Genomic DNA, 23263 nt, shown 5'->3' with positions numbered 1-23263 from the left:
GGCGACAGGATACGCTCATGCGTGGGATGCGGCGCGCGCCAGCAGCAGCTGGCGGATGGATTCGGGGATGGGCGCCACCTTGCGGTCGCTGCGGCCGATGAAGACGATGCCCACCTTGCCGCGCGCCACTTCGCGGCCCGAGGTCTTCTCGGTCATGCGAAAGACCAGGTCGAAGCCATAGCGGTTGAGGTCGGCCGGCGCCATCTCCACGCGCATGGTCTCGCCGTGGAAGCCCTCGGACTTGTACTGCGCCACGATGTCGCCCACCACGGTGGACAGGCCGCCCACATCGGCCTCGGGGTAGCCCAGCGACTGGAAGAAGCGCACGCGCGCCTCGGACACCAGGCTCAGCAGCTGCGCGTTGTCCAGGTGCCCGCCCTGGTTGACGTGGCTGATGTAGATCTGCAGCTCGGTGGCAAAACCGAACTGCGCGGGAAGGTCGAAAACGATGCGGGCCATGGCGCGGGAAAACAGAAGGATCGGGAAAAGGCAGCGAACCGGGGACATGGCGCCCTGCGGAAAAGCCCGGCAAAGGGTATCGGGGGCTGCAAGGGTGCCCCATACGGGTGAGGCATGGCCCCAGCGGACCGCGGGGCGGCAGAAGTCTCTTATGCTCCCGGGATGCCGATTTTACCCGGAGCCCCCATGCACCCCCTGCGCTGCAGCCTGATCCTCGCCCTGGTGGTGGCCTCGCTCACAGGCACGGCACACGCCCAGACGCTCTACAAATCCGTGGACCCGAATGGCAAGGTGGTCTACAGCGACCAGCCGCCCGCGTCCGGTGCGGGGCACAAGACCATGAAGCTCGAAGCCCCGCCCATCAGCGTGGTGCCGGGCAACCCGCTGCCGCCGGCCGCGCCCGGCCAGGCCTCCGCAGGGGCCCCGGCTGCCGCGGCCCAGCCACGGGGCGAGGTCACTCTCTACATGGCCACCTGGTGCGGCTACTGCAAGGCGGCCAAGGCCTACCTGGGCGGCAAGGGCATCGCCTACCGCGAATTCGATGTGGACACCCCGACCGGCAAGGCCGCCTTCGCGCAGATCGGTGCGCGCGGCGTGCCGGTGCTGCTCACCAATGGCCAGCGGGTGAACGGTTTCAGCACCCAGTCCTACGACGCCGTCTTTGCCAAACGCCAATAAACACACCCCATGTTCCGTACCACCCTTGTTTCCATGGCCTTTGCGCTGTGCCTGCCCGTGCTTGCCGAAGAACTGCGCGTGCCCCTGCCCGGCCGCGACGACCTGGTGATGGACCTGCCGGCACCCTGGCGCGCCCAGGTGCGCCGCCCGCATGCGGAGTTGCCGCCCTCGGTGGCCATCAGCGGCCCGGACGCCAAGGTGCTGCAGATGCTCATCACGCCCATCTGGCCCGTGGGCAGTGCGCCCAAGGCTCCCACGGCCGAGGAGTTGCGGGCCCTGGTGCAGGCGGGCGCTGCCCGGGCCAAACCCAAGGCCGTCGAAAGCGATCTGCCCCTCCAGGACCTGGGCGCCCCGGGCAAGACGGGCTACTACTTCTCGGCCACCGACCGCGCGCCCGAACCCGATGGCTACAAGCACCTGACCCAGGGGGTGCTGGGCATGAACGAGCTGCGCGTGACCTTCACGGTGCTGGTCAACGGCGCACCGCAGGAGCCCACGGCCCAGGCTCTGGAATTGCTGCGCTCGCTGCGGCGTGCGCCGGCGACGAAGGCGCCCTGACCATGGCTCTGCCTGCCGTCCTCGGCACCGTGATGGTCTATGCACGCGACATGCAGCGCAGCGCCGCCTTCTACCGCGCGCACTTCGGGTTCGAGACCACGGGCGAGGTGGTGGTGGAGGGCTTGATCGAGCTGCACGCCCCCGGTGGCGGGGCTGGCATCCTCATCCACCAGGCGGCCAAAAGCGTGAAGCTCGGGCAGGCAGGGGTCAAGCTGTGCTTCCATGTGCCGGAAGTGGAGGCCTTCAAGGCCCAGGCGCTGGCGCAGGGGCTGGAGTTCGGACCCACGCACCAGGCCAAGGGCTATGCCTTCGCCAATGCCAAGGACCCGGACGGCAATGCCGTCAGCATCTCCAGCCGCGCCTTCCGCAACCTGCCCTGATCAGAGCGCTTTGCGCAGGTTGGCGGGTGCGATCTTGAGCGCTTCGCGGTACTTGGCCACGGTGCGGCGTGCGCATTCGATACCCTGCTCCTTGAGCATCTCGGCGATCTGGCTGTCCGACAGCGGCTTGGCCGGGCTTTCGGCCGCGACGAACTGCTTGATGAGCGCACGCACGGCCGTGCTCGATGCATTGCCGCCCGTCTCCGTACCCAGGCCCGAGCCGAAGAAGTACTTGAGCTCGTAGGTGCCGATGGGCGTGGCCATGTACTTGGCCGTGGTCACCCGGCTGATGGTGGACTCGTGCAGGCCCAGCTCGTCGGCAATGTCGCGCAGCACCAGCGGGCGCATGGCCAGCTCGCCATGGGTGAAGAAGCTCTTTTGCCGCTCCACGATGGCGCGCGAGACGCGCAGGATGGTGTCAAAGCGCTGCTGGATGTTCTTGATGAACCAGCGCGCCTCCTGCAGCCGCTGCTGCATGGCCTGGTGGCCCTCGCCGCCCTTGTGGCCGCGCAGGGCGCCGGCGTAGATGTCGTGCACGCGCAGGCGCGGCATCACGTCGGGGTTCAGCGCCACGATGAAATTGTGCTGGCCGTCGCGGCCGTTGGCGCGCCCGGCCTTGCGCACGATGACGTCGGGCACGATGATGTTGCGCTCCACATCGACGAACTTGCGGCCCGGGCGCGGCTCCAGCCGGGCGATCAGGGCCATGGCGGCGCGTGTGCGCTCCTCGCCGTCGCCGCACAGCTGGGTCAGGCGGCGGATGTCGCGGCGTGCCAGCATCTCCAGCGGCTGCTGGCACACGCGCAGCGCGGTCTGCACGGTGTCGGGGTCGGCATCGCTGTCCTCGTCGGCCGCCAGGGCCGAGAGCTGCAGCGTGAGGCATTCGCCCAGGTTGCGGGCGCCCACGCCCACGGGCTCCAAGCTCTGCAGCAGGCGCAGGGCCACGGTGAAGCGGTGCACCAGTTCCTCGATCTGCTCCAGATCGTCGGGGCCGGCCAGGGCGATGGCCAGCTCTTCCAGGGGCTCTTCGAGGTAGCCATCGTCGTTGAGCGATTCGATCAGGAAGCGCAGTGCGGCGCTGTCCACCTCGGACAGGCGCAGCGACAGGGCCTGGCGGTGCAGAAAGGCGGTCAGCGATTCGTGCGAGCGGGCCAGCTCGGTGGCATCGGCCTCGTCGCCTTCGCCATCGTTGCGGTTGCGGGCCGGCGCATCGCCGCCCCACTCGGCATCGTTGGGGGACACATCCACTGTGCCATCCCCGCTCCAGTCGGGCTCGTCGCTGGCGCTGCTGCCCAGTTCCCCATCGCCCTGGGGCGTGTCGGCCACGGACTCGCTCGGCGTGCTGCTGCCCGGGGCGTTGGAGTAGACCGCATCGTCGGAGCTGTACTCATCGGGCTGGGCCGGCGCATCGGCCGTGTCCACGCCGAACTCCTCGCGCGGCGCCTCGTCGGCATTGCGTTCGAGGAACGGATTTTCGTCGAGCATCTGCTCGACCTCCTGGCCCAGCTCCAGCGTGGACAGCTGCAGCAGCCGGATCGATTGCTGCAGCTGCGGCGTGAGCGCCAGGTGCTGCGATACGCGCAGCGACAGGCCGGGCTTCATCGCGCGTCCTTCCGGGACTGCAGCGAAGGCGGGTGGGCAAAGGGCGTCCGTTCCATCGTGGGGCTACATGCGGAAGTGTTCACCCAGGTAGACCCGGCGCACTTCGGCGTTGTCGACGATCTCGGACGGGGTTCCCTGGGCCAGCACGTGGCCGTCGCTGATGATGAAGGCGTGGTCGCAGATGCCCAGCGTCTCACGCACGTTGTGGTCGGTGATGAGCACGCCGATGCCGCGTGCCTTCAGGAAGCCGATGATGCGCTGGATCTCGATCACCGCGATGGGGTCGATGCCGGCAAACGGCTCGTCCAGCAGGATGAAGCGCGGCTGCGTGGCCAGCGCACGGGCGATCTCCACGCGGCGGCGCTCGCCGCCCGACAGGGCCAGTGCGGGCGAGGCACGCAGGTGCTCCACGCGCAGCTCGGTCAGCAGGGCCGTGAGGCGCTCCTCGATCACGGCACGCGCCAGGGGCTGGCCGTCCTCGCCGCGCTGCAGCTCGAGCACGGCGCGCACGTTTTCCTCGACCGTGAGCTTGCGAAAGATCGAGGCTTCCTGCGGCAGGTAGGACAGGCCCAGGCGCGAGCGCCGGTGGATGGGCATGTGGGCCACCGAATGGCCGTCGATGCGGATATCGCCGGCATCGCTGCGCACCAGGCCCACGATCATGTAGAACGAGGTGGTCTTGCCCGCGCCGTTGGGGCCGAGCAGCCCGACGACCTCGCCCTTTTGCACGACCAGCGAAACGTCCTTGACGACCTTGCGGCTGCCATAGGATTTTTCGAGGTGGTGCACCTCCAGCCGGCTTTCCGCCGGGGACGCGGCGACGGTGTTCACGGCAGCCTCGCTCACTTGGCGCCGCCGAGGGTGCTGCTGGGGCGCAGGGTGGTGCCGGAGGCCGGTGCGGCCGGTGCCGCGGCACCGGCCGGGGTTTCCTTGGGCGACAGGATGGCGCGCACGCGGCCACCGGGTGCGGGCGCGTCGCCCGCGGCATTGGTGCTGCTGCGTGGCTTGGCATCCACGGTGAACACGTCGGTCAGGTTGTTGTAGACGATGACCTGGCCGGTGATCTCATCGGTCAGCGTGGATTCGCGGAAGCGCCGCAGTTCCGCACGGGTGATGAACTTCACATTGTCGGCGCGGCCGTCGTATTCGATGACCTCGCTCTCGCCTTCGATGAACTCGTCGGGCGCGCCTGGCAGGGTGTCGCGCTTCTGGCGGAAGAAGGCGCGCTTGCCCGGCTCGGCGGTGACCACGCCGAACTGGTAGCCGTCCGCGTCCTGGCGCACGTCGAGCCGCGCACCGCGCAACACGATGGTGCCCTTGGTCATGACCACCCGGCCAGTGAACACGCTGGTCTGCTTGAGCTCATCGTGGCGCAGTGCGTCGGCCTCGATGTTCATGGGCTTGTTGCGGTCGGCCTTTTCGGCATGGGCCGCGGTCTGGACGACAGCCAGGGCCGCGAGGAGGAGGGTCGGGAGGATGCGGTAGTTCATAGGGCACGAATCTTGCAGATCATTGTAGCCACCCGTGGCGACACCCCATGAAAAAAGCCCGCATGTGCGGGCTTGGGTCGGCAGCAGGAGGTCGTCCCGCCAGGCCAGGGTCAGGCCTTGCGCGCCACACCCGCCAGTTGATCCACCACCTGCAGCACCACGGACATGCTGCCCGCCATCGTGCCGTCGGTGTAGTAGCGGCCGGCCACACCCATCGAGGGCACGCCTTCCACGCCGTAGGCGTCCTGCAGCTGCGAAGCACGGCGCACCTGGTTGGAGACCGTGAACGAGCTGTAGATTTCCTTGAACTTGGCCACGTCCACGCCCTGCGTGGCGATCCAGGCCATGATCTCCTCGTCCTTGGCGAGCTTGACCTTCTCGACGTGGATGGCGCGGAAGACCCGGGCATGCAGTTCGCCGACCTTGCCCATGCCTTCGAGCGTGTAGTACAGCTTTTGCAGCGGCACAAAGCTGGCATTGAAGGCCACGGGCACGCGGCGGATGGAAAGCTCCTTGGGAGCGGCCTTGATCCAGGCTTCCAGCGTGGGCTCGAAGGCGTTGCAGTGCGGGCAGGCGTACCAGAAGAATTCGATCACATCGACCTTGCCGGCCGGTGCATCGGGTGTGAGCGGCTTGTCGAGCTTGCGGTAGTCCTTGCCCTCCTTGAACTGGCGCGCCTGCGCAAGTGCGGGGGTGGCCACGGGCAGGGCCAGGGCGGATGCAGCCACTGCGGAAGCGGCAGACAGGGAAAACTCGCGGCGTTTCATGAAAAAGACACTCCTTGGTCTGGTGTTGGGGGTGTGAGCCACGCCCCTGGAAAAAGTTCAGGCGGGCAGCGGCCCGCCTGCACCGTCAGCGCTGCACCCGCACCAGGGCGGATTCCACGCCAGTGGTGTCCAGCTTGTCCTTGAGCTGGGCGGCGTCGTCACGCTTGGTGAAGGGCCCCACGCGCACACGGAACACCGTGCGGCCGTTCTGCTCACGCTCGCTCACGCGGGCCTCCCAGCCCAGCATGGCCAGCTTGGCACGCTGCGCGTCGGCATCGGCCTGGGTGCGGAAAGCCCCCGCCTGCACGAAGTAGTCGAAGGGGTCGGCGCTGTTGCCCGGCGCCGCAGCGGCCTTGGCGGCTGCCAGGTCGCCCAGCGGGTCGGCGCTGCCGGGCTTGGCGGCTGCAGCCGGCTTGGCCGAAGAGGCCGCGGCGGCCACGGCAGGCGCCGAGGCGGTGGGCGCGGGCGCCGGGGCCACGCCCGCCGTGGCGGGGGCAGACGCGGCAGCCGCAGGCGGCCGGGCCGGGTTCTTGCCGTACAGCGGCGAGTTCGGGTCCCAGTTCTTGTTCTTCTGCGCTTCGGCGGCGTCCTGTTCGGTGCCGCGCGCGCCGCCCTTGTTCAGGAAGGGCACGGGTACCTTGGTCACGTACACGGCCACCGCCAGCGCGGCCCCCAGGCCGAAGATCACGCCCACGATAAAGCCGATGATGGTTCCGCCCAGTTGCTTTTTCTTCATGGTAGTGGTTGCTTACATTCTGGCCGGAGCCGATACGCCCAGCACAGCCAGGCCATTGTGCAGTACCTGCGCGGTCGCGGCGACGAGCGCCAGGCGCGCGCGCTTGACCGCCTCGTCGTCCACCAGGATGCGCTCGGCGTCGTAGTAGCTGTGGTAGCTGGCCGCCAGGTCGCGCAGGTAGAAGGTCACGTCGTGCGGCGCCTCGCCCTCGGCGGCGGCGGTCAGCATCTCGGGGTACTTGGCCAGCTGCAGCATCAACGCCTGGGCCTGTTGGCCTTCCAGGGCGGACAGGTCCACGCCCTGGAGCGAGGCCACGTCGCCGCCGCCCTGCTCGGCCCAGCTGCGCAGCACCGAGCAGATGCGCGCATGCGCGTATTGCACGTAGTACACCGGGTTGTCGTTGTTCTGCGCCACGGCCAGATCCACGTCGAAGGTGTACTCGGTGTCGGGCTTGCGGCTGAGCAGGAAGAAACGCACGGCGTCCTTGCTGGTCCACTCGATCAGGTCGCGCAGGGTCACGTAGCTGCCCGCGCGCTTGCTGATCTTGACCTCTTCGCCGCCCTTGACCACGCGCACCATGGTGTGCAGCACATAGTCGGGGTAGCCCTGCGGGATGCCCACCTCGGCCGCCTGCAGGCCGGCACGCACGCGCGCGATGGTGCCGTGGTGGTCCGTGCCCTGGATGTTCACCACCTTGGTGTAGCCGCGCTCCCACTTGGCGATATGGTAGGCCACGTCGGGCACGAAGTAGGTGAACGTGCCATCCTTCTTGCGCATGACACGGTCCTTGTCGTCACCGTAGTCCGTGCTCTTGAGCCACAGGGCGCCGTCCTGCTCGTAGGTCTTGCCGTTGGCCACGAGCTTGCCCACCGTGGCCTCGACGCGGCCGCTGGTGTACAGGCTCGATTCGAGGTAGTACTCGTCGAACTTCAGGTTGAAGGCCTGCAGGTCCTTGTCCTGCTCGTTGCGCAGGTAGGCCACGGCGAACTGGCGGATCGACTCCACATCGTCCACGTCGCCGCTCGCGGTGTATTCGCGGTCATCGGCCTTGACGGTCTTCTTCGCGAGGAAATCGTTGGCGATGTCCTGGATGTAGTCGCCGTTGTAGAAGGCCTTGCTGGCCGGGTTGTCGGGGTCGGTGGGCCAGCATTCGTCGCCGGGCTTGAAACCCTTGGCGCGCAGCTGGGTGCTGTGGGTCAACGTCTGGATCTGCACGCCCGCGTCGTTGTAGTAGAACTCGCGGTGCACACTCCAGCCTTGCGTGGCGAACAGGTTGCAGATGGCGTCGCCCAGCGCGGCCTGGCGGCCGTGGCCCACGTGCAGCGGGCCCGTGGGGTTGGCCGAGACGAATTCGACCAGCACCTTGGCGCCGCGGTCGGCCTGGTAGCCGAAGCGCTCGCCGGCCGACAGCACCTCGCGCACCACCTCCTGCTTGGCGGCGGGCTTCAGGCGGATGTTCAGGAAGCCGGGGCCGGCGATCTCGATGGCATCCACCCAGCGCGTGAAGGCCGGCGTGGCCTCGAGCGCGGCCTTGAGCTGCTCGCCCAGCGCACGCGGGTTGAGCTTGAGCGGCTTGGCCAATTGCATGGCCGCCGTGCAGGCGAAATCGCCGTGCGCCGCCACCTTGGGGGATTCGAACGCCGCCTTGGCGCCTGCGCCAGGGGAAAGGGTGTCCAGCTCGGCCGCGAGCGCGGCCAGCAGATCGTGTTTGACAGAGAGCATCGGGGGATTTTACGGGGCCGGCCAAGGACGCCCTGGCCAGGTGTATGGCCCACGCCACCAAATCCGGCCCTGGCGGGCCCGCAAGGCGCTGCGTCTTCGCAACAGATCGTAAAGAATTCTTGCCGCCGGGCGCGCGTGTCAGCGCCGGCCGATGCCCGTACGTTGTAATCGGGCAATCCGATGTGGATTGCATCGGATGCCCTTACCACCGGAGCACTACATGAAAAAGCTTCTCTCCCTGACGGCCCTGGGCCTGGTTCTCTCGTTCGGCGCAGCGCATGCTGCCGATGCCCCTGCAGCCCCGGCCAAGGCCGCTGCACCGGCTGCAGCCGCCACCCCGGCAGCACCAGCGGCCTCTGCCGCCGCAGCGCCCACCAAGCAGCAGACCAAGATGGCCACCTGCAACGCCGAAGCGGCCGACAAGAAGGGCGATGAGCGCAAGGCCTTCATGAAGACCTGCCTGTCCAACAAGCCCGCCACCCAGCAGGACAAGATGAAGACCTGCAACGCCGAAGCCGCCGGCAAGAAGGGCGACGAGCGCAAGGCCTTCATGAGCGACTGCCTCAAGAAGTGAAGCCCTGAGCGGGATGCCCCGCCAGCCAAGACCAACCCGCCCGGCCTGCTGCCCGGCGGGTTTTCTTTTTCTACCAGCCGCGCGCCCAGAACACCGCGATCACGGCCACCACGGGGATCACATGGGCCTGCAGCATCACCAGGCGGCGCACGCGGGCGACCTCGGCCGCATCGGGCAGGCCGCCGTTGGCACGCAGTTGGCGCAGCCAGCGGCGAAAGGCGATGGTCGGGAAGATGGAGACGATGGCGATCGCCACCACCAGCGTGATCTTGAGGTGGAACATGGGCTGGGAGATGTACCAGGACATGCCCTTGACGCCGAAGAACACGCGCGCGAGCCCCGTGGCCACCAGCACCATGGCCGAGGCGGCGTAGATGGCGTCGAGCCGGGCCAGGCGCTCCACCACCGCGGCATTGAGCCATTCGGTGCGGCACAGCGCCGCCTGGCTCGACAGGAACACCACCAGGGTCAGTATGGCCACTATGTGCAGTGCGGCCAGTACGGCTTCGAGGGTCATCGCGGGTCCTTTGCTTGGGTCGTTTCGCGGCGATTGTGCGCGATGAACGGCCCGTGCGGGCAGGCGCCCTGCCCGACACCGGCAACCGCAGGCAAAAAAAGGGGCAGGCCCTTGCAGGCATGCCCCTTCGCTCCCCGCCAGGGGGCCGTCCGCGATCAGGCCACAGGACGCGCCAGGGCCGCCACGTCGGCGGGCACCACCGGGGAAGCCGCTGCAACGTCCGGCAGCGGATGGCCGTCGAGCGCGGCATTCAGGCGCTGGTAGTCGAGTGCGTTTTCCCAGCGCGAGACCACCACGGTGGCCACGGCATTGCCGATGAAGTTGGTCAGCGAGCGGCACTCGCTCATGAAGCGGTCCACGCCCAGGATCAGCGCCATGCCGGCCACGGGCACTTCGGGCACCACGGCCAGGGTGGCGGCCAGGGTGATGAAGCCCGCGCCCGTCACGCCCGCTGCGCCCTTGGAGCTGAGCATGGCCACGAGCAGCAGGGCAACCTGGTGGCCCAGCGTCAGCTCGGTGTTGGTGGCCTGGGCGATGAACAGCGCAGCCAGCGTCATGTAGATGTTGGTGCCGTCCAGGTTGAAGGAGTAGCCCGTGGGCACCACCAGGCCGACCACCGACTTGCTGCAGCCGGCCTTCTCCATCTTTTCCATCAGCGAGGGCAGCGCGGACTCGGACGACGAGGTGCCCAGCACCAGCAGCAGTTCGGCCTTGAGGTAGCGGCACAGCTTGAGCACCGAGAAGCCGCACAGGCGCGCCACGAAACCCAGCACCACCAGCACGAAGAGCAGCGAGGTGACGTAGAACGAACCCACCAGCCAGGCCAGGTTCACGAGCGAGCCCAGGCCGAATTTGCCGATGGTGAAGGCCATGGCGCCGAAGGCCCCCAGGGGTGCGGCCTTCATGACCAGGGCCACCACCTTGAACACGGGCGTGGTCAGCGCTTCGAGGAAGTTGAGCACCGGGCGGCCGGCCTCACCCACCATGGCCAGGCCGATGCCGAACAGCACGGCCACCAGCAGCACCTGCAGGATGTTGTCGCCCACGAAGGGGCTGACCAGGGTCTTGGGAATGATGTCCATGGCAAAGCCGGTGAGCGTCATCTCGTGCGACTTGGCCACGTAGGTCTTCACGGCCGTCTGGTCCAGGTCGGCCGGGTTGATGTTCATGCCCGCGCCGGGCTGCACCACGTTGGCCACCACCATGCCGACGATGAGCGCCAGCGTGGAGAAGAACAGGAAGTAGGCCATGGCCTTGCCAAACACGCGCCCCACGGAGGAGAGCTGCGACATGCCCGCGATGCCGGTCACGATGGTCAGGAAGATCACCGGGGCGATGATCATCTTCACCAGCTTGATGAAGGCGTCGCCCAGCGGCTTGAGCGCTTCGCCGTAGGCCGGCTCGAAATGGCCCAGCAGCACCCCAAGGACAATGGCGAGCACCACCTGGAAGTAGAGTTGGCGGTAGAACGGCAGGTGCACCGGTGGGGTGGCCTGGGCAGGAATGGCGTGCATGGGGGACTCCAGAAGTCACGGAAACCGCACCAGCGGGGTGCGTCGAGGCTGCCGTTTGTACCGCTGCACGCCGTTTCAGCAGATAGCTAATTGGTAGTAGTCGCTGGCGCTCCCATAGGGAGAACGCCCGCACGACCTAGTGGAAATACTTAGCCCCGCAGAAGCTGCGGCACACTCGCAGGCGCACCGCGCCGGTGCGGGCAGCCGCCCTCTTCCTGCCGGCGGCGCACCGAAAAACGCCCGCGGACACCCGCCCCTGCCATGCCCCTGCCCCACCGCCGCAAGTTCTGGACCGTGCTGACCCTGCTCGCCGGCATGGCGGCCAGCATGTTCGTGGCCGGGCAATGGGCCTGGCAGCACTCGCTCCACGAAGAGAGCGACAGCGTGCAGCGCCAACTGGCCCTGTACGGGCAGACACTCGGCCAACGCATCGACCGCTACCGCACCTTGCCCGAGGTGCTGGCACTGGACGCGCAGCTGTACGAGGCGCTGAGCCGGCCCCAGAGCCCGGCCGAGGTGGACGGGCTCAACCGCAAGCTGGAGCGTGCCAACGGCGCCAGCCAGTCCTCCACGCTGACCCTGATCAACCGCGAGGGCCTGGCCGTGGCGGCCAGCAACTGGCGCACGGCGACGAGCAACGTGGGCGTGGACTACAGCTTTCGCCCCTACGTGCAGCAGGCCCTGGCGCTGGGCAGCGGCAGCTTCTACGGCATCGGGGTGACGACGGGCGAGCCGGGCTACTTCCTGTCGCAGGCCATCCGCAACGCACAGGGTGAACCGCTGGGCCTGGTGGTGATCAAGATCGCGCTGCAGGAGCTGGAGCGCGAGTGGCTGCAGACCGAGGACATCGTGCTCGCCTCCGACGCGCATGGCGTGGTCTTCCTGGCGAGCCAGGATGCCTGGCGCTACCGGCTGCTCGAGCCCCTTTCCGATGCCGAGCGGCGCGAGCTGGCCACGACACGCCAGTACTCCGACCAGCCGCTGCGCCCGCTGGACTACCGGGTGGACGAGCACATGGACAACGGCGGCCGCCTGGTGCGCCTGCAGACCGCCGATCTGCCGGGCGTGCCCGGCCGCCTGCTGTGGCAGACCCAACCCCTGCCCGGAACCCCGTGGCAGCTGCACCTGGTGCACGAGACCCACAGCAGCGTGGCCGACAGCCGCTGGGCGGCCGCAGCTGGCGGCGGAGGCTGGCTGGCGCTGGCCCTGCTGGTGCTGTTCGTGCGCCAGCGCCAGCGCCTGGCCTCGCTGCGCCAGCGCAGCCGCCAGGAGCTGGAGACCGTGCTGCAGCAGCACGCCCAGGAGCTGCGCACCGCGCAGGACGGTATCGTGCAGGCCGCGCAGCAGGCGGCGCAGCAGACCGACACGGGCCTGTCGCGCAGCCTGGAGCACCTGCCGCAAGGCGTGGTCATCATCGATGCCGACCTGAACCTGGTGGCCTGGAATTCGCGCTATGTGCAGCTGTTCCGCTACCCCGCCGACCTGATGCAGGTGGGCCGGCCCATCGCGGAGCTGCTGCGCCACAACGCGCGCCGTGGCCTGCTGGGTGCGGGCCCGGTGGACGACGCCATCGAACGGCGCCTGTCGCACCTGCGTAGCGGCCTGCCCCACCTGCACGAGAGCGCCAAGGGCGATGGCACAGTGCTGGAGATCCGCGGCAACCCGCTGCCCGAAGGCGGCTTCGTGACCAGCTATGCCGACATCACGAGCTACAAGAACGCCGCGCGCGAACTGCGTTCGCTGGCCGATGCACTGGAGCAGCGCGTGGCCGACCGCACGCGCGACCTGGACGCGGCCCGGCGCGAGGCCGAGCAGGCCAACCGCTACAAGACGCGCTTCGTGGCGGCCGCCGTGCACGACCTGCTGCAGCCGTTGAACGCCGCGCGCATGTTCACCTCGCTGCTGCGCGGCCACCTGCACGACGAGGCCGGCCGGCATGCGGCCGACAGCATCGACGGGGCCCTGGCCGCGCAGGACGCCATCCTCAACAGCCTGCTCGACATCTCGCGCATGGAGTCGGGCCAGCTTGAGGTGCGCATCCACGACGTGGCCCTGGGCCCCTTGCTGCAGGTGCTGGCGCACAACTTCGGCGTGCTCGCCGAGAGCCAGGGCCTGCAGCTCTCGTGCGTGCCCACACGCCAGGTGGTGCGCACCGACGAGAACCTGCTGCGCCGCATCCTGCAGAACTTCGTCTCCAACGCCATCCGCTATAGCCGGCGCGGGCGCATCGTGGTGGGTTGCCGGCGCGTAGGCGACAGCCACCTGCGCATCGAGGTGCACGACCAAGGGCCGGGCATCCCCGAAGCGCTGCAGCGCGAGATCTTCGAGGAGTTCCGCCGCCTGGACGAAGGCCGTGCCGATGACCGGGGTGCCGGCCTGGGCCTGGCCATCGTGGAGCGCCTGGGCCGGCTGCTGGGCCACCCCATCGGGCTGCGCTCGCAACTGGGCCGGGGCAGTGTGTTCTGGGTGCTGGTGCCCCTGGGCGATGCGGCCGCCGTGCCGCAGACCCCGGCGCCCGCGACCACGCAGCAACCGCCCGAGGACGCACCGCTGCACGGCAGCAGCGCCTGGGTGATCGAGGACGACGGACCGACCTGCACCGCCACCCGGGCCCTGCTGGAACGCTGGGGCTGCCAGGTGCCCCTGGCCGGCGGCGCGGCTGAGGCGCTGGGCCAGGCCCGGCCCGGCCAGGCGCCCGAGCTGGTGCTGCTGGACGTGAACCTGGGGGCCGGCCACCACGGCCCGGACGTCTATGCGGCCCTGTGCCAGCGCTGGGGCCAGTCGCCCGCCGTGATCCTGGTGACGGCGGAGCGCGATGCCACCCTGCGGCGCCAGGCCGCCGAACGCGGCTGGGGCTTTCTGGCCAAGCCGGTGCGTGCGCCCGCGCTGCGTGCGCTGATGAGCCAGACCCTGCTGCGGCTGCGCGAGCGCTGAGCCGGCCTCAGGCGGAAGCGGCGTCTTCCGTCTCCAGGCCCTTGACCAGCACCGCGGCCTGGGTGCGGCTGTGGCAGGCGAGCTTGCGCAGCACGGCGGTGACATGCACCTTGACGGTGTTCTCGGCCAGCCCCATCTCGGCCGCGATCTGCTTGTTGAGCAGGCCATCGGCCAGGTAGAGCAGCACGCGGAACTGCTGGGGCGTGAGCTGTGCCAGGCGGGCGGCGAGTTCGGCATCGGCCTCGGAACGCTCGGCCGCCATGGGCGGGAACCAGCTGTCGCCGGCCAGCACCGCCTCGATGGCCGCGCCCATGGCCTCGGCCGGTGCGGACTTGGGAATGAAGCCCACGGCGCCGAACTGCTGGGCCCGGCGGATCACGCGCGGGTGGTCGTTGGACGAGATGATCACCACGGGCAGTTCCGGGTACTCGCCGCGCACGTGCAGCAGGGCCGAGAAGCCGCGGGCGCCGGGCATGCTCAGGTCCAGCAGCACCAGCTCGACCTCGGGATGCTCCTGCAAGGCGGCGCCCAACGTGGCCGCACTGGCCGCCTCCAGTGTGCGGAACTGGGGCAGGCGCTCGCGCAGCACATGCAGCACGGCGGTACGGAACAGGGGATGGTCATCGGCGACCAGGAGCGTGGGCTCGGACATGGAGTGCACAGTCTGCCACGGCCGGCACCGTGCATCCAGGCGCAAGACCCTGGTCAGGGGGCCGGCATGCCGCGCCAGAACGCGGGCTGCGCGTAATGGTGCTTGAGGAAGTCGATCCACAGCCGCACGCGCAGCGGCATGTGCTTGCGCTGGGGGAAGACCACGTAGATGCCATTGGGCGGCGCCGCAAAGTCCTCCAGCACCTCGACCAGGCGGCCGGCCGCGATCTCGGCCTCCACCTCCCAGGTGCTGCGCCAGGCAATGCCATAGCCGGCCAGGCACCAGTCGTGCAGCACCTGCCCGTCGGAGCAATCGAGCGGCCCGCCCGGCTTGAGGTGCACGACCTCGGTGCCGCCGCCTTCGAGCGGCATGCGAAAGGCCCAGCCCCGTGTCTGCGAGGCTTCGCTGGACAGGGTGAGGCAGTCGTGCGAGGGCAGTTCGCCCGGGTGGCGCGGGGCCGGGTGGTGCTGGAGGTAGCCGGGCGTGGCCACGCACAGCCGCCGGTTGTCGGCAATGCGCACGCTGACCAGGGAGGAGTCGGGCAGGTCGCCCACACGCACGGCGCAGTCGAAACCCTCGCCGGCCAGGTCGACCACGCGGTCGCTGAGGTTCAGCGAGATCGTCACATCGGGGTGCTCGGCGCGAAAGCGCGGCACCAGCGGCGCCACATGGCGCCGGCCAAAACCGGCCGGTGCCGTGATGCGCAGGTGCCCCGTGGCCTTGACGCCGCCTTCGGACACGCTGGCCTCGGCATTGGCCACGTCGGACAGCAGGCGCTGGCAGTCCTCCAGAAAGGCACTGCCCTCGTGCGTGAGGCTGATGCGCCGGGTGGTGCGCACCAGCAGCTTGACGCCCAGGTGCTCTTCGAGCGCATCGAGCCGGCGGCCCATGATGGCCGGCGCCACCCCCTCGGCCTTGGCAGCGGCGGTCAGGCTGCCGCGCGTGGCAACCGAAACAAAGGATTCAAAGGCCTTGAGCTTGTCCATGGCGTGGATCCGGAAGGTGGGCGGGCGGTGGAGCCCTCTATTTTTGCGAAAAAGTCATTGGTTTCCAGCTTTTGAGCATATTTATATCGACAAACATTTGCAATACAGTGTGCCCATGGCCTGCCATGGTGGGCCCTGCTTTTGTCCACATCCAACCGCCCGAGGCACTCCCATGACCGACCGCACTTCCATCCACGGCCTGCAAGTGGCCACCTCCCTGTTCCGCTTCGTCGAAGACAAGGTGCTGCCCGGCACCGGCGTGGACAGCGCCGCCTTCTGGAAGGGCTTTGACGCCATCGTCGCCGACCTGGCACCGCGCAACATCGCCCTGCTGGCCGAGCGCGACCGCCTGCAGACCGAACTGGACACCTGGCACCAGGCCAACCCCGGCCCGATCACCGACATGGTGGCCTACCGCGGTTTCCTGGAAAAGATCGGCTACCTGGTGCCCCAGCCCGCCAACGTGCAGGCCACCACCGCCAATGTGGACGATGAGCTGGCCACCCAGGCCGGCCCGCAGCTGGTGGTGCCCATCCTGAACGCGCGCTATGCGCTGAACGCCGCCAACGCGCGCTGGGGCAGCCTGTACGACGCGCTGTATGGCACCGATGCCATCCCCGAGACCGATGGCGCTGAGAAGGGCAAGGGCTACAACCCGGTGCGCGGCGCCAAGGTGATCGCCTTCGCACGCCAGGTGCTGGACGACACGGCACCCCTGGCGGGCGGCTCGCACAAGGATTCGACCGGCTACCGCGTCGAAGGCGGCCAGTTGGTGGTCTCGCTGGCCAATGGCAGCAGCACGGGCCTCAAGGACGCTTCGCAGTTCAAGGGCTACCAGGGCGATGCGGCCAGCCCCTCGTCGGTGCTGCTGCAGCACAACGGCCTGCACCTCGACATCCAGATCAACCGTGCCACCCCCATCGGCCAGAGCGATGCGGCCGGCGTGAGCGACCTGGTGCTGGAAGCGGCCCTGTCCACCATCCTCGACCTGGAAGACTCGGTAGCCGCCGTGGACGCCGAAGACAAGGTGCTGGGCTACAGCAACTGGCTGGGCATCATCCAGGCCACGCTGACCGAACAGGTCGCCAAGGGCGGCAAGACCATCACGCGCGGCCTGAACGCCGACCGCGTGTACACGGCCCCCGACGGCAAGGCTGGTGGCGTGCGCCTGCATGGCCGCTCGCTGATGTTCCTGCGCAATGTGGGCCACCTGATGACCAACCCGGCCATCCTGTACACCGATGCCCAAGGCACGCAGCGCGAGATCCCCGAAGGCATCATGGATGCGGTCGTGACCACGACCATCGCCCTGCACGACCTGCAAGGCCACGGCGCCAACGGCATCCGCAACTCGCGCAAGGGCAGCGTCTACATCGTCAAGCCCAAGATGCACGGCCCCGCTGAAGTGGGCTTTGCCAGCGATCTGTTCGGCCGCGTGGAACAGCTGCTGGGCCTGCCCGCCGACACCGTGAAGCTGGGCATCATGGACGAAGAGCGCCGCACCAGCGTGAACCTCAAGGCCTGCATCGCCGCGGCCGCCAGCCGCGTGGCCTTCATCAACACCGGCTTCCTGGACCGCACGGGCGACGAGATGCACACCGCCATGCTGGCCGGCCCCATGATCCGCAAGGGCGACATGAAGACCAGCGCCTGGATCCAGTCGTACGAGAAGAACAATGTGCTCGTGGGCCTGTCCTGCGGCCTGCGCGGCAAGGCGCAGATCGGCAAGGGCATGTGGGCCATGCCCGACCTGATGGCCGAGATGCTCAAGCAGAAGATCGCCCACCCCAAGGCCGGCGCCAACACCGCCTGGGTGCCCAGCCCCACGGGCGCCACGCTGCACGCGCTGCACTACCACCAGGTCAATGTGAGCGAGATCCAGATCGGCCTGGAAAAGACCGATGTGAACGCCGAGCGCGACAACCTGCTGACCGGCCTGCTCACCGTGCCCGTGACGGCCACGCCCCACTGGACCGACGCCGAGAAGCAGCAGGAGCTGGACAACAACGCCCAGGGCATCCTGGGCTATGTGGTGCGCTGGGTGGACCAGGGCGTGGGCTGCTCCAAGGTGCCCGACATCCACAACGTGGGCCTGATGGAAGACCGCGCCACGCTGCGCATCAGCAGCCAGCACATGGCCAACTGGCTGCGCCATGGCGTGGTCACCGAAGCCCAGGTCAAGGAGACCTTCGAGCGCATGGCCGCCGTGGTGGACGGCCAGAACGCCGGCGACCCGCTGTACCAGCCCATGGCCGGCCACTTCGGCACCAGCATGGCCTACCAGGCGGCTTGCGACCTGGTCTTCAAGGGCATGGCCCAGCCCAGCGGCTACACCGAGCCCCTGCTGCATGCCTGGCGCCTGAAGCTCAAGGCCGCTGCCGCCGCCTGAGCCGAGCCACCAGCCCACAACGACGGCACCTTCGGGTGCCGTTTTTGCTGGCCGCCGCTCAGAAGCGGTGGGTGATGCCCAGGCCCAGGCCCGAAGGGTCCTGCCCCGGCTTGAGGCCGGCGATGCCGTTGGCCGACAGGTTGTAGGCCGCCGTCGCGCCATTGGTGATGCGCGTGTAGGCCGCCCACAGGTCCGTGCGCTTGGACAGGCGGTAGGTGTAGCCCAGCGAGACCTGGCGCGCGCCCGAGTCGCTGCCCGGGACGCCGATACCGCCCACGGCGCTGCTGGCATGGCCCCGCGCCGCCTGGGCCTGCACGTAGGACAGTGCCAGCTCCTGCCAGTCGTCGAGCTGGTGCGTCACGGCCACCTGCCAGGCACTGCGCCGCAGAGACTCGCCGGGCGCGGGCTCGTAGCGCAACTGCTCCCAGCTGCCCCGCAGCCGGGTTCGGCCCAAGGTGTAGGCCAGGGCCAGGCGGTGCGCATCGTCGCGGCTGTGTGCGCCGAAGTAGGCGCGGTGCAACTCGTAGCCCCAAGCCGCGTAGAGCGGGCCGTCGCGGTAGCTGAGCAGGCCGCTGAACATGTCGGGGGAGGTCTGGTCGGTCTTTTCCTCCGGCAGGGCATAGGCCAGCCGCAGCGACCAGGCCCCCATGGCCGGCGACCAGTACTGCAGCAGGTTGGGCTGGCGCCGGTCGAACGAAGCCGGGGACTGGCCGTTGGCCGCCGTCGCGAAACCGTTGCCCATGATGGAGTTGGAGGCGAATATGCCGGCCGTGAAGGGGTCGATGGCATACACCGAGGCAAAGCGCAGCGGCGCCTCCCATTGCCCCAGCACCAGTTCGCCGGCCGGGGTGGAAAGCCCCAGCGCCGTATTGCGCCCGCTGAACGGCCCGTCGCCGGTGTCCACGCGGACATTGCCCTCGAACTGGGCCCAGGCGGCCATGCCGCCGCCCAGGTCCTCCCGGGCCCGGAAGCCCAGCACCGACAGGTTGTTGGACAGCCGGTTGGCACGCAGGGCCGCAGCGCCCGCGGTGCCCGATGCGCGCACCTGCTCCACGTCCACCTTGAGAAAGCCATAGAGGCTGACCCGGTTGGCGTCCGCCGGCTGGGCCAGCGCGGCAAGCGGCAGGGCGGCGCAGCCCGCCAGGGCCAGTGCGCGATGCATGGAAGAGTTCATAGAGATCCTCGTGGTTGGTAATTTCTTCAATATGGATACCCAAACGTGTTTAGGTATACCAAAAACACCAATCCCGAGCAATGGAGGATCCACCCTCTTTTCCCCGCACCGTCCAGGCGACCAAAAAAAATGCCTCCATGCCGCAGGGCATGGAGGCAAACCTTGGTCGCTCCTCCAGGGTGCCAGGGATCCCCTCCCCGGCTGCAGCGCTTGTCAGCGCACCACGCCGATGGCCTCGCGCTGGCCGGCCTTGTAGGTGTACAGGGTCAACGCGCCGCCCTGCAGGTCGCCCTTGGCGTCAAAGCTGATGCTGCCCGTCACGCCCGGGTAGCCCTTGGTCTGTGCCAGCACCGGCAGGTACTTGGCAGGCTGGTAGGAGCCGGCCTTGACCATGGCGGCCACGATCACGCCGACCGCGTCGTACGAGTACGGGGCGTAGACCTGCACCTCGTTCTTGGTGGTTGCCTTGAAACGCGCGCGAAAGTCGTCCATGCCCTTCTTCTGCGCGCCCTCCACACCACCGGCTTCGGCGCAGACCACCTGGCCGTCGGCCATGTCGCCCGCGGCGAGCTTGGGCAGCTCGGCCGTGCAGACGCCGTCGCCCCCGACGAAGCGGGCCTGGATGCCCAGCTGCTTCATCTGCCGCAGCATGGGGCCGGCCACCGAGTCCATGCCGCCGAAGAAGATCACATCGGGCTTCTTCGCCTTGAGGCTGGTGAGGATGGCCATGAAGTCCGCCGCCTTGTCGGTGGTGAACTCGTGGCCCACGATGCTGCCACCCGCGCTCTTGGCGCCCTTCTCGAACTCGGCGGCCACGCCCTGGCCGTAGGCCGTGCGGTCGTCGATGACGGCAATGCTCTTGCCCTTGAGCACGTTCACCGCGTATTTGCCCAGCGTTCCGCCCAGGTGCACGTCGTCGGCCACCACCCGGAAGGTGGTCTTGTAGCCCTGGCGCGTGTACTTGGGGTTGGTGGCCGAGGGCGAGACCTGCGCGATGCCCGCATCGCTGTAGATCTTGGACGCCGGAATGGTCGTGCCCGAATTGAGGTGGCCGACCACGGCATGCACCTTGGCATCGACGAGCTTCTGTGCGGCCGCCGTGCCCTGGCGCGGGTCGCCCGCGTCGTCTTCGCCCTGCAGTTCGAGCCGGACCTTCTTGCCGCCGATGACCACGCCCTTGGCGTTGAGTTCATCGATGGCCATGCGCGCGCCCAGCTCGTTGTCCTTGCCCAGGTGGGCAATGGGGCCGCTGGTGGGGCCCACGTGGCCGATGCGCACGACGTCTTGCGCGCTGGCGCCTGCACCCAGCAGTGCGAGCGTGGCGCCGATCATCCAATGTTGGCTGTATGGCATGAATGTTCCTTTTTCTTCTGGCAGAGTCACAGGCCGGACTTGGGAGCCCCGAGCAGTGGCGAGGACACGGCATAGGCGCCGTGGTTGGTGAAGACCCAGATCAGGTTGCGGTCCCACTCGATGAACACGCCATGCGTCTGGTCACCGAAGTGCTGGTTGACCTTGGGGTCGACGGTCGGGGGCACGAAGTAGCCCGCGATCTTCGGCTCTGCCGGGTTGCTCACGTCGAAGATCTGCGCACCCGCGTTGTAGAAGGCGTAGACCAGGTACTTGTCGCTTGGCGTGCCCGGCTGGTGCCAGTAGCCGCTGCGCTTGGGTCCGAAGCTGCCGCGGCGCTGGCAGTAGTCGGTGAAGGGCGCGCCCTGGGGCGGCGTGGGGCGCGGCAGGGTCGCCAGGATGCGCGGCTTGGCCGGATCCTTCACGTCGATCGCATAGATGTCCTTGTAGGGCTCGTAGCAGTCCTCGTTGAGCGGGTAGCCGCTGAAGTAGACGATGCCGGTTTTCTCCACCTGGCTCACGTCGACGTTGTCGCCCTCGGTACCCGCCTGGCTGACCGGCATGTCCAGGTGGCCCACGCGCTTCATCGCGCCGGGGTTGGACACGTCGATCACATGGAAGCCCATACCGCCCATGGCCGCATAGCCGTACTTGCCGCCCTTTTCGGGATCGCGCGGGATGAACAGCGGCATGCGCGCGCCCATCCATGCGGTCTTCTTGCCCACGCGCGGGTTCTTGCGGTACTCCGCCTCTTCACCCGTGCGCGCCCCCGGCACCCACCAGGTCGACAGCCGCTGCGGCTTGCGCGGGTCGCTCAGGTCGAAGGCCATCTGCGCCTGGTTGTAGAGGAAGTTGGCGTACTCCTGGTTGGCAAAGCTGTCGTCGGGCGCGCCCGAGACGAACAGGTACTTGCCCCCCCAGTACACCGGCACGTCGCCGCAGCCGGAGCCTTGCTGTGGGAACTGGTCGGCCACGGCCTTGCTGTGAAGCGGCAGCTCGGAGAGCTTCTTCCATTGCGCCGGGTCGGGGCTGCCCACCTCGAACACGCGGAAGCCGCGCAGGATGGGCTGCTGGCGGATGGCGTCGATCTTGGCCTTCTGCTCGGGCTTGTACTTGTTTTCCAGGATACCGAAGCGCGTGACTTCATAGCACTGCACGGCGACATGCTTGCCCAGCTTCTCGTTGAACTGGATGGTGAGCGGGCCGAAGGGATGCTCGTTGCTGCCCCAGGCCCATTTCTTTTCGGCCACCTTCTTCGCCGCGCGCGGGTCGGTGATGTCGAACACCTTGTAGAACGACTTCTCGTGGATCACCATGTAGCGCCGGCCCTCCATGTCCACCGTGGTCTGCCACGAGTGGTAGGGGCTGCCCAGCATGTCGGGGTAGCGTGCCTCGACCTTGGTGTTGTGAAGGTAGCTGTTCTGGTCCAGGTAATCGAGGCTGCCCTTGAAGGGGTGGGTGCCGCCGATGCCCGGGGCTTCGGCCGGGTGCCGGAAAGCGCCGCTGGCGTCCATGCCATAGCTGCCCGCGGCCGGCCGCGCCGGTTCGCCGGGCGTGCCCTTGGCTTCTTCGCGCTCTTCCTTGACGGGCAGCCGTGCCGCGCCTTCAGGCGGCGGCACGATGGTCTGGGCCAGTGCGGGTGCGACCAGGCCGGCGCTCAGCAGGCAGGCCAGGAGGGTGGTGGTGGGCTTCATGTTCGTTCGCTCCTTCAGAACTTGTGGCGCATGCCGATCTGCACGCCACGCGGGTTTTCGTTGGACAGGGGGGTGGCGTGGTTGAAACTCACCGGAAAACGCAGCTCCGAGTCGCGTGCGTGGTGTACTGCACCCACGATGGTGTACAGGTCGGTGCGCTTGGACAGGCCATGCAGGTAGCCGGCCACCCAGCTCGTGGCATCCGACAGCGCGGCGTTGGGCCGGTCGTTCTTGCGCACCACGCTGGCGAACACGCGCTGCAGCGCATTGAATTCGTAGCGCAGGCCCAGCTGCACGTCGTTGCCCTTGGAGGCAAAGCCGACATAGGGCGGATAGGCGTAGTTGCCGTTGTAGCGGTGGTAGAGGAAGGTCAGGTCCAGCGGCCCCATGGAGTACACCCCGCCCAGGTAGTGGTCCGTGGAGTGGCGCATGCGCTCGGGGCTGTCCAGGTCGCGGCGGTACTGCCGGTCAAAGGCGGCCATCAGGTACAGGTCCTTGTTCCAGTAGTCGATGGCGATGCTCGTGGCCTTGGCGTCCTTGCTGCCGTCTTCGCGGCCGAAGGTGGTGCCGATGCGCGCCTGCAGGTTGGCCACGCGCGGCGAGGTGTAGAAGATCCCGTTGCTTTCGCGCCAGGGCGCGAAGTACAGCAGGGTGTTGCTGATGGGGCTGTAGTCGCCCGAAAAGGTCGGGTCGATGTAGCCGTACATCTCGGCCGAGGGCAGGTCGCGCCGGCCCGCGCTGATCTCGCCCCAGTCCTTGCTGCCCAACGCGACATAGGTGTGGCGCGGCGATCCGGCCTGGCCGGAGTCCGCGCGGAAGGTCAGCTCGTGCACGGCGGTGGCCTTGAGCCCGCCGCCCAGGTCCTCCACGGACTTGAACTGCAGGCGCGAGGTGTTCAGCCCCCCCGACACCAGGCTGCGCTGGGTGCCGCCGCCGGACTTGGCGATCTCGAGATTCAGATCGACGAAGCCGGACAGCGTCACCTGCGCGAACGCAAGCGTCGGTGCGATGGCCCAGGCCGCGATGGCGGCGGGCACGCAGCGCGGAATGATGTTCTTTCGATTCACGTTCTTTGTCTCCTCTTTTA

Annotated in this window: 21 protein-coding genes; 6 read left to right on the top strand and 15 right to left on the bottom strand. The window is 68.2% G+C overall.

Going from position 1 to position 23263, the window contains the following annotated elements; genetic code table 11:
- Positions 1-15: 15 nt before the first annotated feature.
- Positions 16-459: an acyl-CoA thioesterase gene (locus tag AC3WOH_RS06635; protein WP_492228588.1), complete on the bottom strand. Its 444-nt coding sequence runs from the start codon at positions 457-459 to the stop codon at positions 16-18.
- Between the two features lie 186 nt (positions 460-645).
- Between AC3WOH_RS06635 and AC3WOH_RS06630 the strand changes: the two genes are divergently transcribed.
- From AC3WOH_RS06630 to AC3WOH_RS06620, 3 genes are read left to right on the top strand one after another with little or no spacing between them, the layout of a single operon-like run.
- Positions 646-1137 carry a glutaredoxin domain-containing protein gene (locus AC3WOH_RS06630; RefSeq protein ID WP_492228587.1) on the top strand — a complete coding sequence of 164 codons (492 nt, stop codon included), beginning with the start codon at positions 646-648 and terminating at the stop codon, positions 1135-1137.
- Between the two features lie 9 nt (positions 1138-1146).
- Positions 1147-1695, top strand: a complete 549-nt coding sequence (locus AC3WOH_RS06625) for a hypothetical protein (RefSeq protein ID WP_492228586.1) — start codon at positions 1147-1149, stop codon at positions 1693-1695.
- Between the two features lie 2 nt (positions 1696-1697).
- Positions 1698-2075 (top strand): VOC family protein, encoded by a 378-nt coding sequence (locus AC3WOH_RS06620; protein WP_492228585.1) that lies wholly within the window; start codon positions 1698-1700, stop codon positions 2073-2075.
- On the opposite strand, the gene AC3WOH_RS06615 is transcribed toward AC3WOH_RS06620, so the two are convergent.
- From AC3WOH_RS06615 to argS, 6 genes are all read right to left on the bottom strand, one after another.
- Positions 2076-3677: an RNA polymerase factor sigma-54 gene (locus AC3WOH_RS06615; RefSeq protein WP_492228584.1), complete on the bottom strand. Its 1602-nt coding sequence runs from the start codon at positions 3675-3677 to the stop codon at positions 2076-2078. It lies immediately after the preceding gene.
- A gap of 63 nt (positions 3678-3740) precedes the next feature.
- Complete coding sequence (gene lptB / locus AC3WOH_RS06610; RefSeq protein WP_311773843.1) at positions 3741-4508, bottom strand: LPS export ABC transporter ATP-binding protein; 768 nt, start codon at positions 4506-4508, stop codon at positions 3741-3743.
- An 11-nt stretch (positions 4509-4519) separates the two neighbouring features.
- Positions 4520-5167, bottom strand: a complete 648-nt coding sequence (lptA, locus tag AC3WOH_RS06605; protein ID WP_492228583.1) for a lipopolysaccharide transport periplasmic protein LptA — start codon at positions 5165-5167, stop codon at positions 4520-4522.
- 110 nt (positions 5168-5277) lie between these two features.
- Positions 5278-5934 (bottom strand): thiol:disulfide interchange protein DsbA/DsbL, encoded by a 657-nt coding sequence (locus AC3WOH_RS06600; RefSeq protein ID WP_184860081.1) that lies wholly within the window; start codon positions 5932-5934, stop codon positions 5278-5280.
- Positions 5935-6019: 85 nt separating this feature from the next.
- A complete protein-coding gene (locus AC3WOH_RS06595; protein ID WP_184860079.1) occupies positions 6020-6670 on the bottom strand; it encodes an SPOR domain-containing protein in 651 nt (216 codons plus the stop codon).
- Between the two features lie 12 nt (positions 6671-6682).
- Positions 6683-8392 (bottom strand): arginine--tRNA ligase, encoded by a 1710-nt coding sequence (argS, locus tag AC3WOH_RS06590; RefSeq protein WP_492228582.1) that lies wholly within the window; start codon positions 8390-8392, stop codon positions 6683-6685.
- 220 nt (positions 8393-8612) lie between these two features.
- On the opposite strand from argS, the gene AC3WOH_RS06585 reads away from it, so the two are divergent.
- A complete protein-coding gene (locus tag AC3WOH_RS06585) occupies positions 8613-8966 on the top strand; it encodes a PsiF family protein (RefSeq protein WP_492228581.1) in 354 nt (117 codons plus the stop codon).
- A gap of 70 nt (positions 8967-9036) precedes the next feature.
- Here the strand turns inward: AC3WOH_RS06585 and AC3WOH_RS06580 are convergent, their stop codons facing one another.
- Positions 9037-9483: a DUF2214 family protein gene (locus tag AC3WOH_RS06580; RefSeq protein ID WP_492228580.1), complete on the bottom strand. Its 447-nt coding sequence runs from the start codon at positions 9481-9483 to the stop codon at positions 9037-9039.
- A gap of 155 nt (positions 9484-9638) precedes the next feature.
- Entirely contained in the window at positions 9639-10997 is a 1359-nt protein-coding gene (locus AC3WOH_RS06575; RefSeq protein ID WP_492228579.1) for a dicarboxylate/amino acid:cation symporter, read from the bottom strand.
- A 261-nt stretch (positions 10998-11258) separates the two neighbouring features.
- Here AC3WOH_RS06575 and AC3WOH_RS06570 point away from each other — a divergent pair, with 261 nt between their 5' ends.
- Complete coding sequence (locus AC3WOH_RS06570; RefSeq protein WP_492228578.1) at positions 11259-13931, top strand: hybrid sensor histidine kinase/response regulator; 2673 nt, start codon at positions 11259-11261, stop codon at positions 13929-13931.
- 7 nt (positions 13932-13938) lie between these two features.
- On the opposite strand, the gene AC3WOH_RS06565 is transcribed toward AC3WOH_RS06570, so the two are convergent.
- On the bottom strand, positions 13939-14583 hold the full coding sequence (locus tag AC3WOH_RS06565; RefSeq protein WP_492228577.1) for a LuxR C-terminal-related transcriptional regulator: 645 nt from the start codon (positions 14581-14583) through the stop codon (positions 13939-13941).
- A gap of 53 nt (positions 14584-14636) precedes the next feature.
- Positions 14637-15569 (bottom strand): LysR family transcriptional regulator, encoded by a 933-nt coding sequence (locus AC3WOH_RS06560; protein WP_492228576.1) that lies wholly within the window; start codon positions 15567-15569, stop codon positions 14637-14639.
- 172 nt (positions 15570-15741) lie between these two features.
- Between AC3WOH_RS06560 and AC3WOH_RS06555 the strand changes: the two genes are divergently transcribed.
- A complete protein-coding gene (locus AC3WOH_RS06555; RefSeq protein ID WP_492228575.1) occupies positions 15742-17958 on the top strand; it encodes a malate synthase G in 2217 nt (738 codons plus the stop codon).
- Between the two features lie 58 nt (positions 17959-18016).
- Here AC3WOH_RS06555 and AC3WOH_RS06550 read toward each other — a convergent pair whose 3' ends face one another.
- From AC3WOH_RS06550 to AC3WOH_RS06535, 4 genes are all read right to left on the bottom strand, one after another.
- On the bottom strand, positions 18017-19132 hold the full coding sequence (locus AC3WOH_RS06550) for a porin (protein ID WP_492228574.1): 1116 nt from the start codon (positions 19130-19132) through the stop codon (positions 18017-18019).
- A gap of 213 nt (positions 19133-19345) precedes the next feature.
- The gene (locus AC3WOH_RS06545; protein ID WP_492228573.1) at positions 19346-20485 is read right to left on the bottom strand and encodes a branched-chain amino acid ABC transporter substrate-binding protein; all 1140 of its coding nucleotides are present in this window, start codon (positions 20483-20485) and stop codon (positions 19346-19348) included.
- Between the two features lie 26 nt (positions 20486-20511).
- Positions 20512-22176 carry an LVIVD repeat-containing protein gene (locus AC3WOH_RS06540; protein WP_492228572.1) on the bottom strand — a complete coding sequence of 555 codons (1665 nt, stop codon included), beginning with the start codon at positions 22174-22176 and terminating at the stop codon, positions 20512-20514.
- Positions 22177-22190: 14 nt separating this feature from the next.
- On the bottom strand, positions 22191-23243 hold the full coding sequence (locus AC3WOH_RS06535; RefSeq protein WP_492228571.1) for a porin: 1053 nt from the start codon (positions 23241-23243) through the stop codon (positions 22191-22193).
- Positions 23244-23263: the final 20 nt, after the last annotated feature.

Source organism: Acidovorax sp. FW305-C-20-28, assembly GCF_058783375.1.
Note: the sequence above shows the minus strand (reverse complement) of the source record. Positions and strands in the feature narration are given on the sequence as shown.

Bases quoted from the DNA above. Each gene is read 5' to 3' on its own strand.
- AC3WOH_RS06630 (WP_492228587.1), top strand. From the start codon at position 646: ATGCACCCCCTGCGCTGCAGCCTGATCCTCGCCCTGGTGGTGGCCTCG.
- AC3WOH_RS06555 (WP_492228575.1), top strand. From the start codon at position 15,742: ATGACCGACCGCACTTCCATCCACGGCCTGCAAGTGGCCACCTCCCTG.
- AC3WOH_RS06620 (WP_492228585.1), top strand. From the start codon at position 1,698: ATGGCTCTGCCTGCCGTCCTCGGCACCGTGATGGTCTATGCACGCGAC.
- AC3WOH_RS06575 (WP_492228579.1), bottom strand. From the start codon at position 10,997: ATGCACGCCATTCCTGCCCAGGCCACCCCACCGGTGCACCTGCCGTTC.
- AC3WOH_RS06580 (WP_492228580.1), bottom strand. From the start codon at position 9,483: ATGACCCTCGAAGCCGTACTGGCCGCACTGCACATAGTGGCCATACTG.
- AC3WOH_RS06550 (WP_492228574.1), bottom strand. From the start codon at position 19,132: ATGAACTCTTCCATGCATCGCGCACTGGCCCTGGCGGGCTGCGCCGCC.
- AC3WOH_RS06560 (WP_492228576.1), bottom strand. From the start codon at position 15,569: ATGGACAAGCTCAAGGCCTTTGAATCCTTTGTTTCGGTTGCCACGCGC.
- AC3WOH_RS06615 (WP_492228584.1), bottom strand. From the start codon at position 3,677: ATGAAGCCCGGCCTGTCGCTGCGCGTATCGCAGCACCTGGCGCTCACG.
- AC3WOH_RS06585 (WP_492228581.1), top strand. From the start codon at position 8,613: ATGAAAAAGCTTCTCTCCCTGACGGCCCTGGGCCTGGTTCTCTCGTTC.
- lptA (WP_492228583.1), bottom strand. From the start codon at position 5,167: ATGAACTACCGCATCCTCCCGACCCTCCTCCTCGCGGCCCTGGCTGTC.
- AC3WOH_RS06600 (WP_184860081.1), bottom strand. From the start codon at position 5,934: ATGAAACGCCGCGAGTTTTCCCTGTCTGCCGCTTCCGCAGTGGCTGCA.
- AC3WOH_RS06625 (WP_492228586.1), top strand. From the start codon at position 1,147: ATGTTCCGTACCACCCTTGTTTCCATGGCCTTTGCGCTGTGCCTGCCC.
- AC3WOH_RS06540 (WP_492228572.1), bottom strand. From the start codon at position 22,176: ATGAAGCCCACCACCACCCTCCTGGCCTGCCTGCTGAGCGCCGGCCTG.
- AC3WOH_RS06570 (WP_492228578.1), top strand. From the start codon at position 11,259: ATGCCCCTGCCCCACCGCCGCAAGTTCTGGACCGTGCTGACCCTGCTC.
- AC3WOH_RS06545 (WP_492228573.1), bottom strand. From the start codon at position 20,485: ATGCCATACAGCCAACATTGGATGATCGGCGCCACGCTCGCACTGCTG.
- argS (WP_492228582.1), bottom strand. From the start codon at position 8,392: ATGCTCTCTGTCAAACACGATCTGCTGGCCGCGCTCGCGGCCGAGCTG.
- AC3WOH_RS06565 (WP_492228577.1), bottom strand. From the start codon at position 14,583: ATGTCCGAGCCCACGCTCCTGGTCGCCGATGACCATCCCCTGTTCCGT.
- AC3WOH_RS06635 (WP_492228588.1), bottom strand. From the start codon at position 459: ATGGCCCGCATCGTTTTCGACCTTCCCGCGCAGTTCGGTTTTGCCACC.
- AC3WOH_RS06595 (WP_184860079.1), bottom strand. From the start codon at position 6,670: ATGAAGAAAAAGCAACTGGGCGGAACCATCATCGGCTTTATCGTGGGC.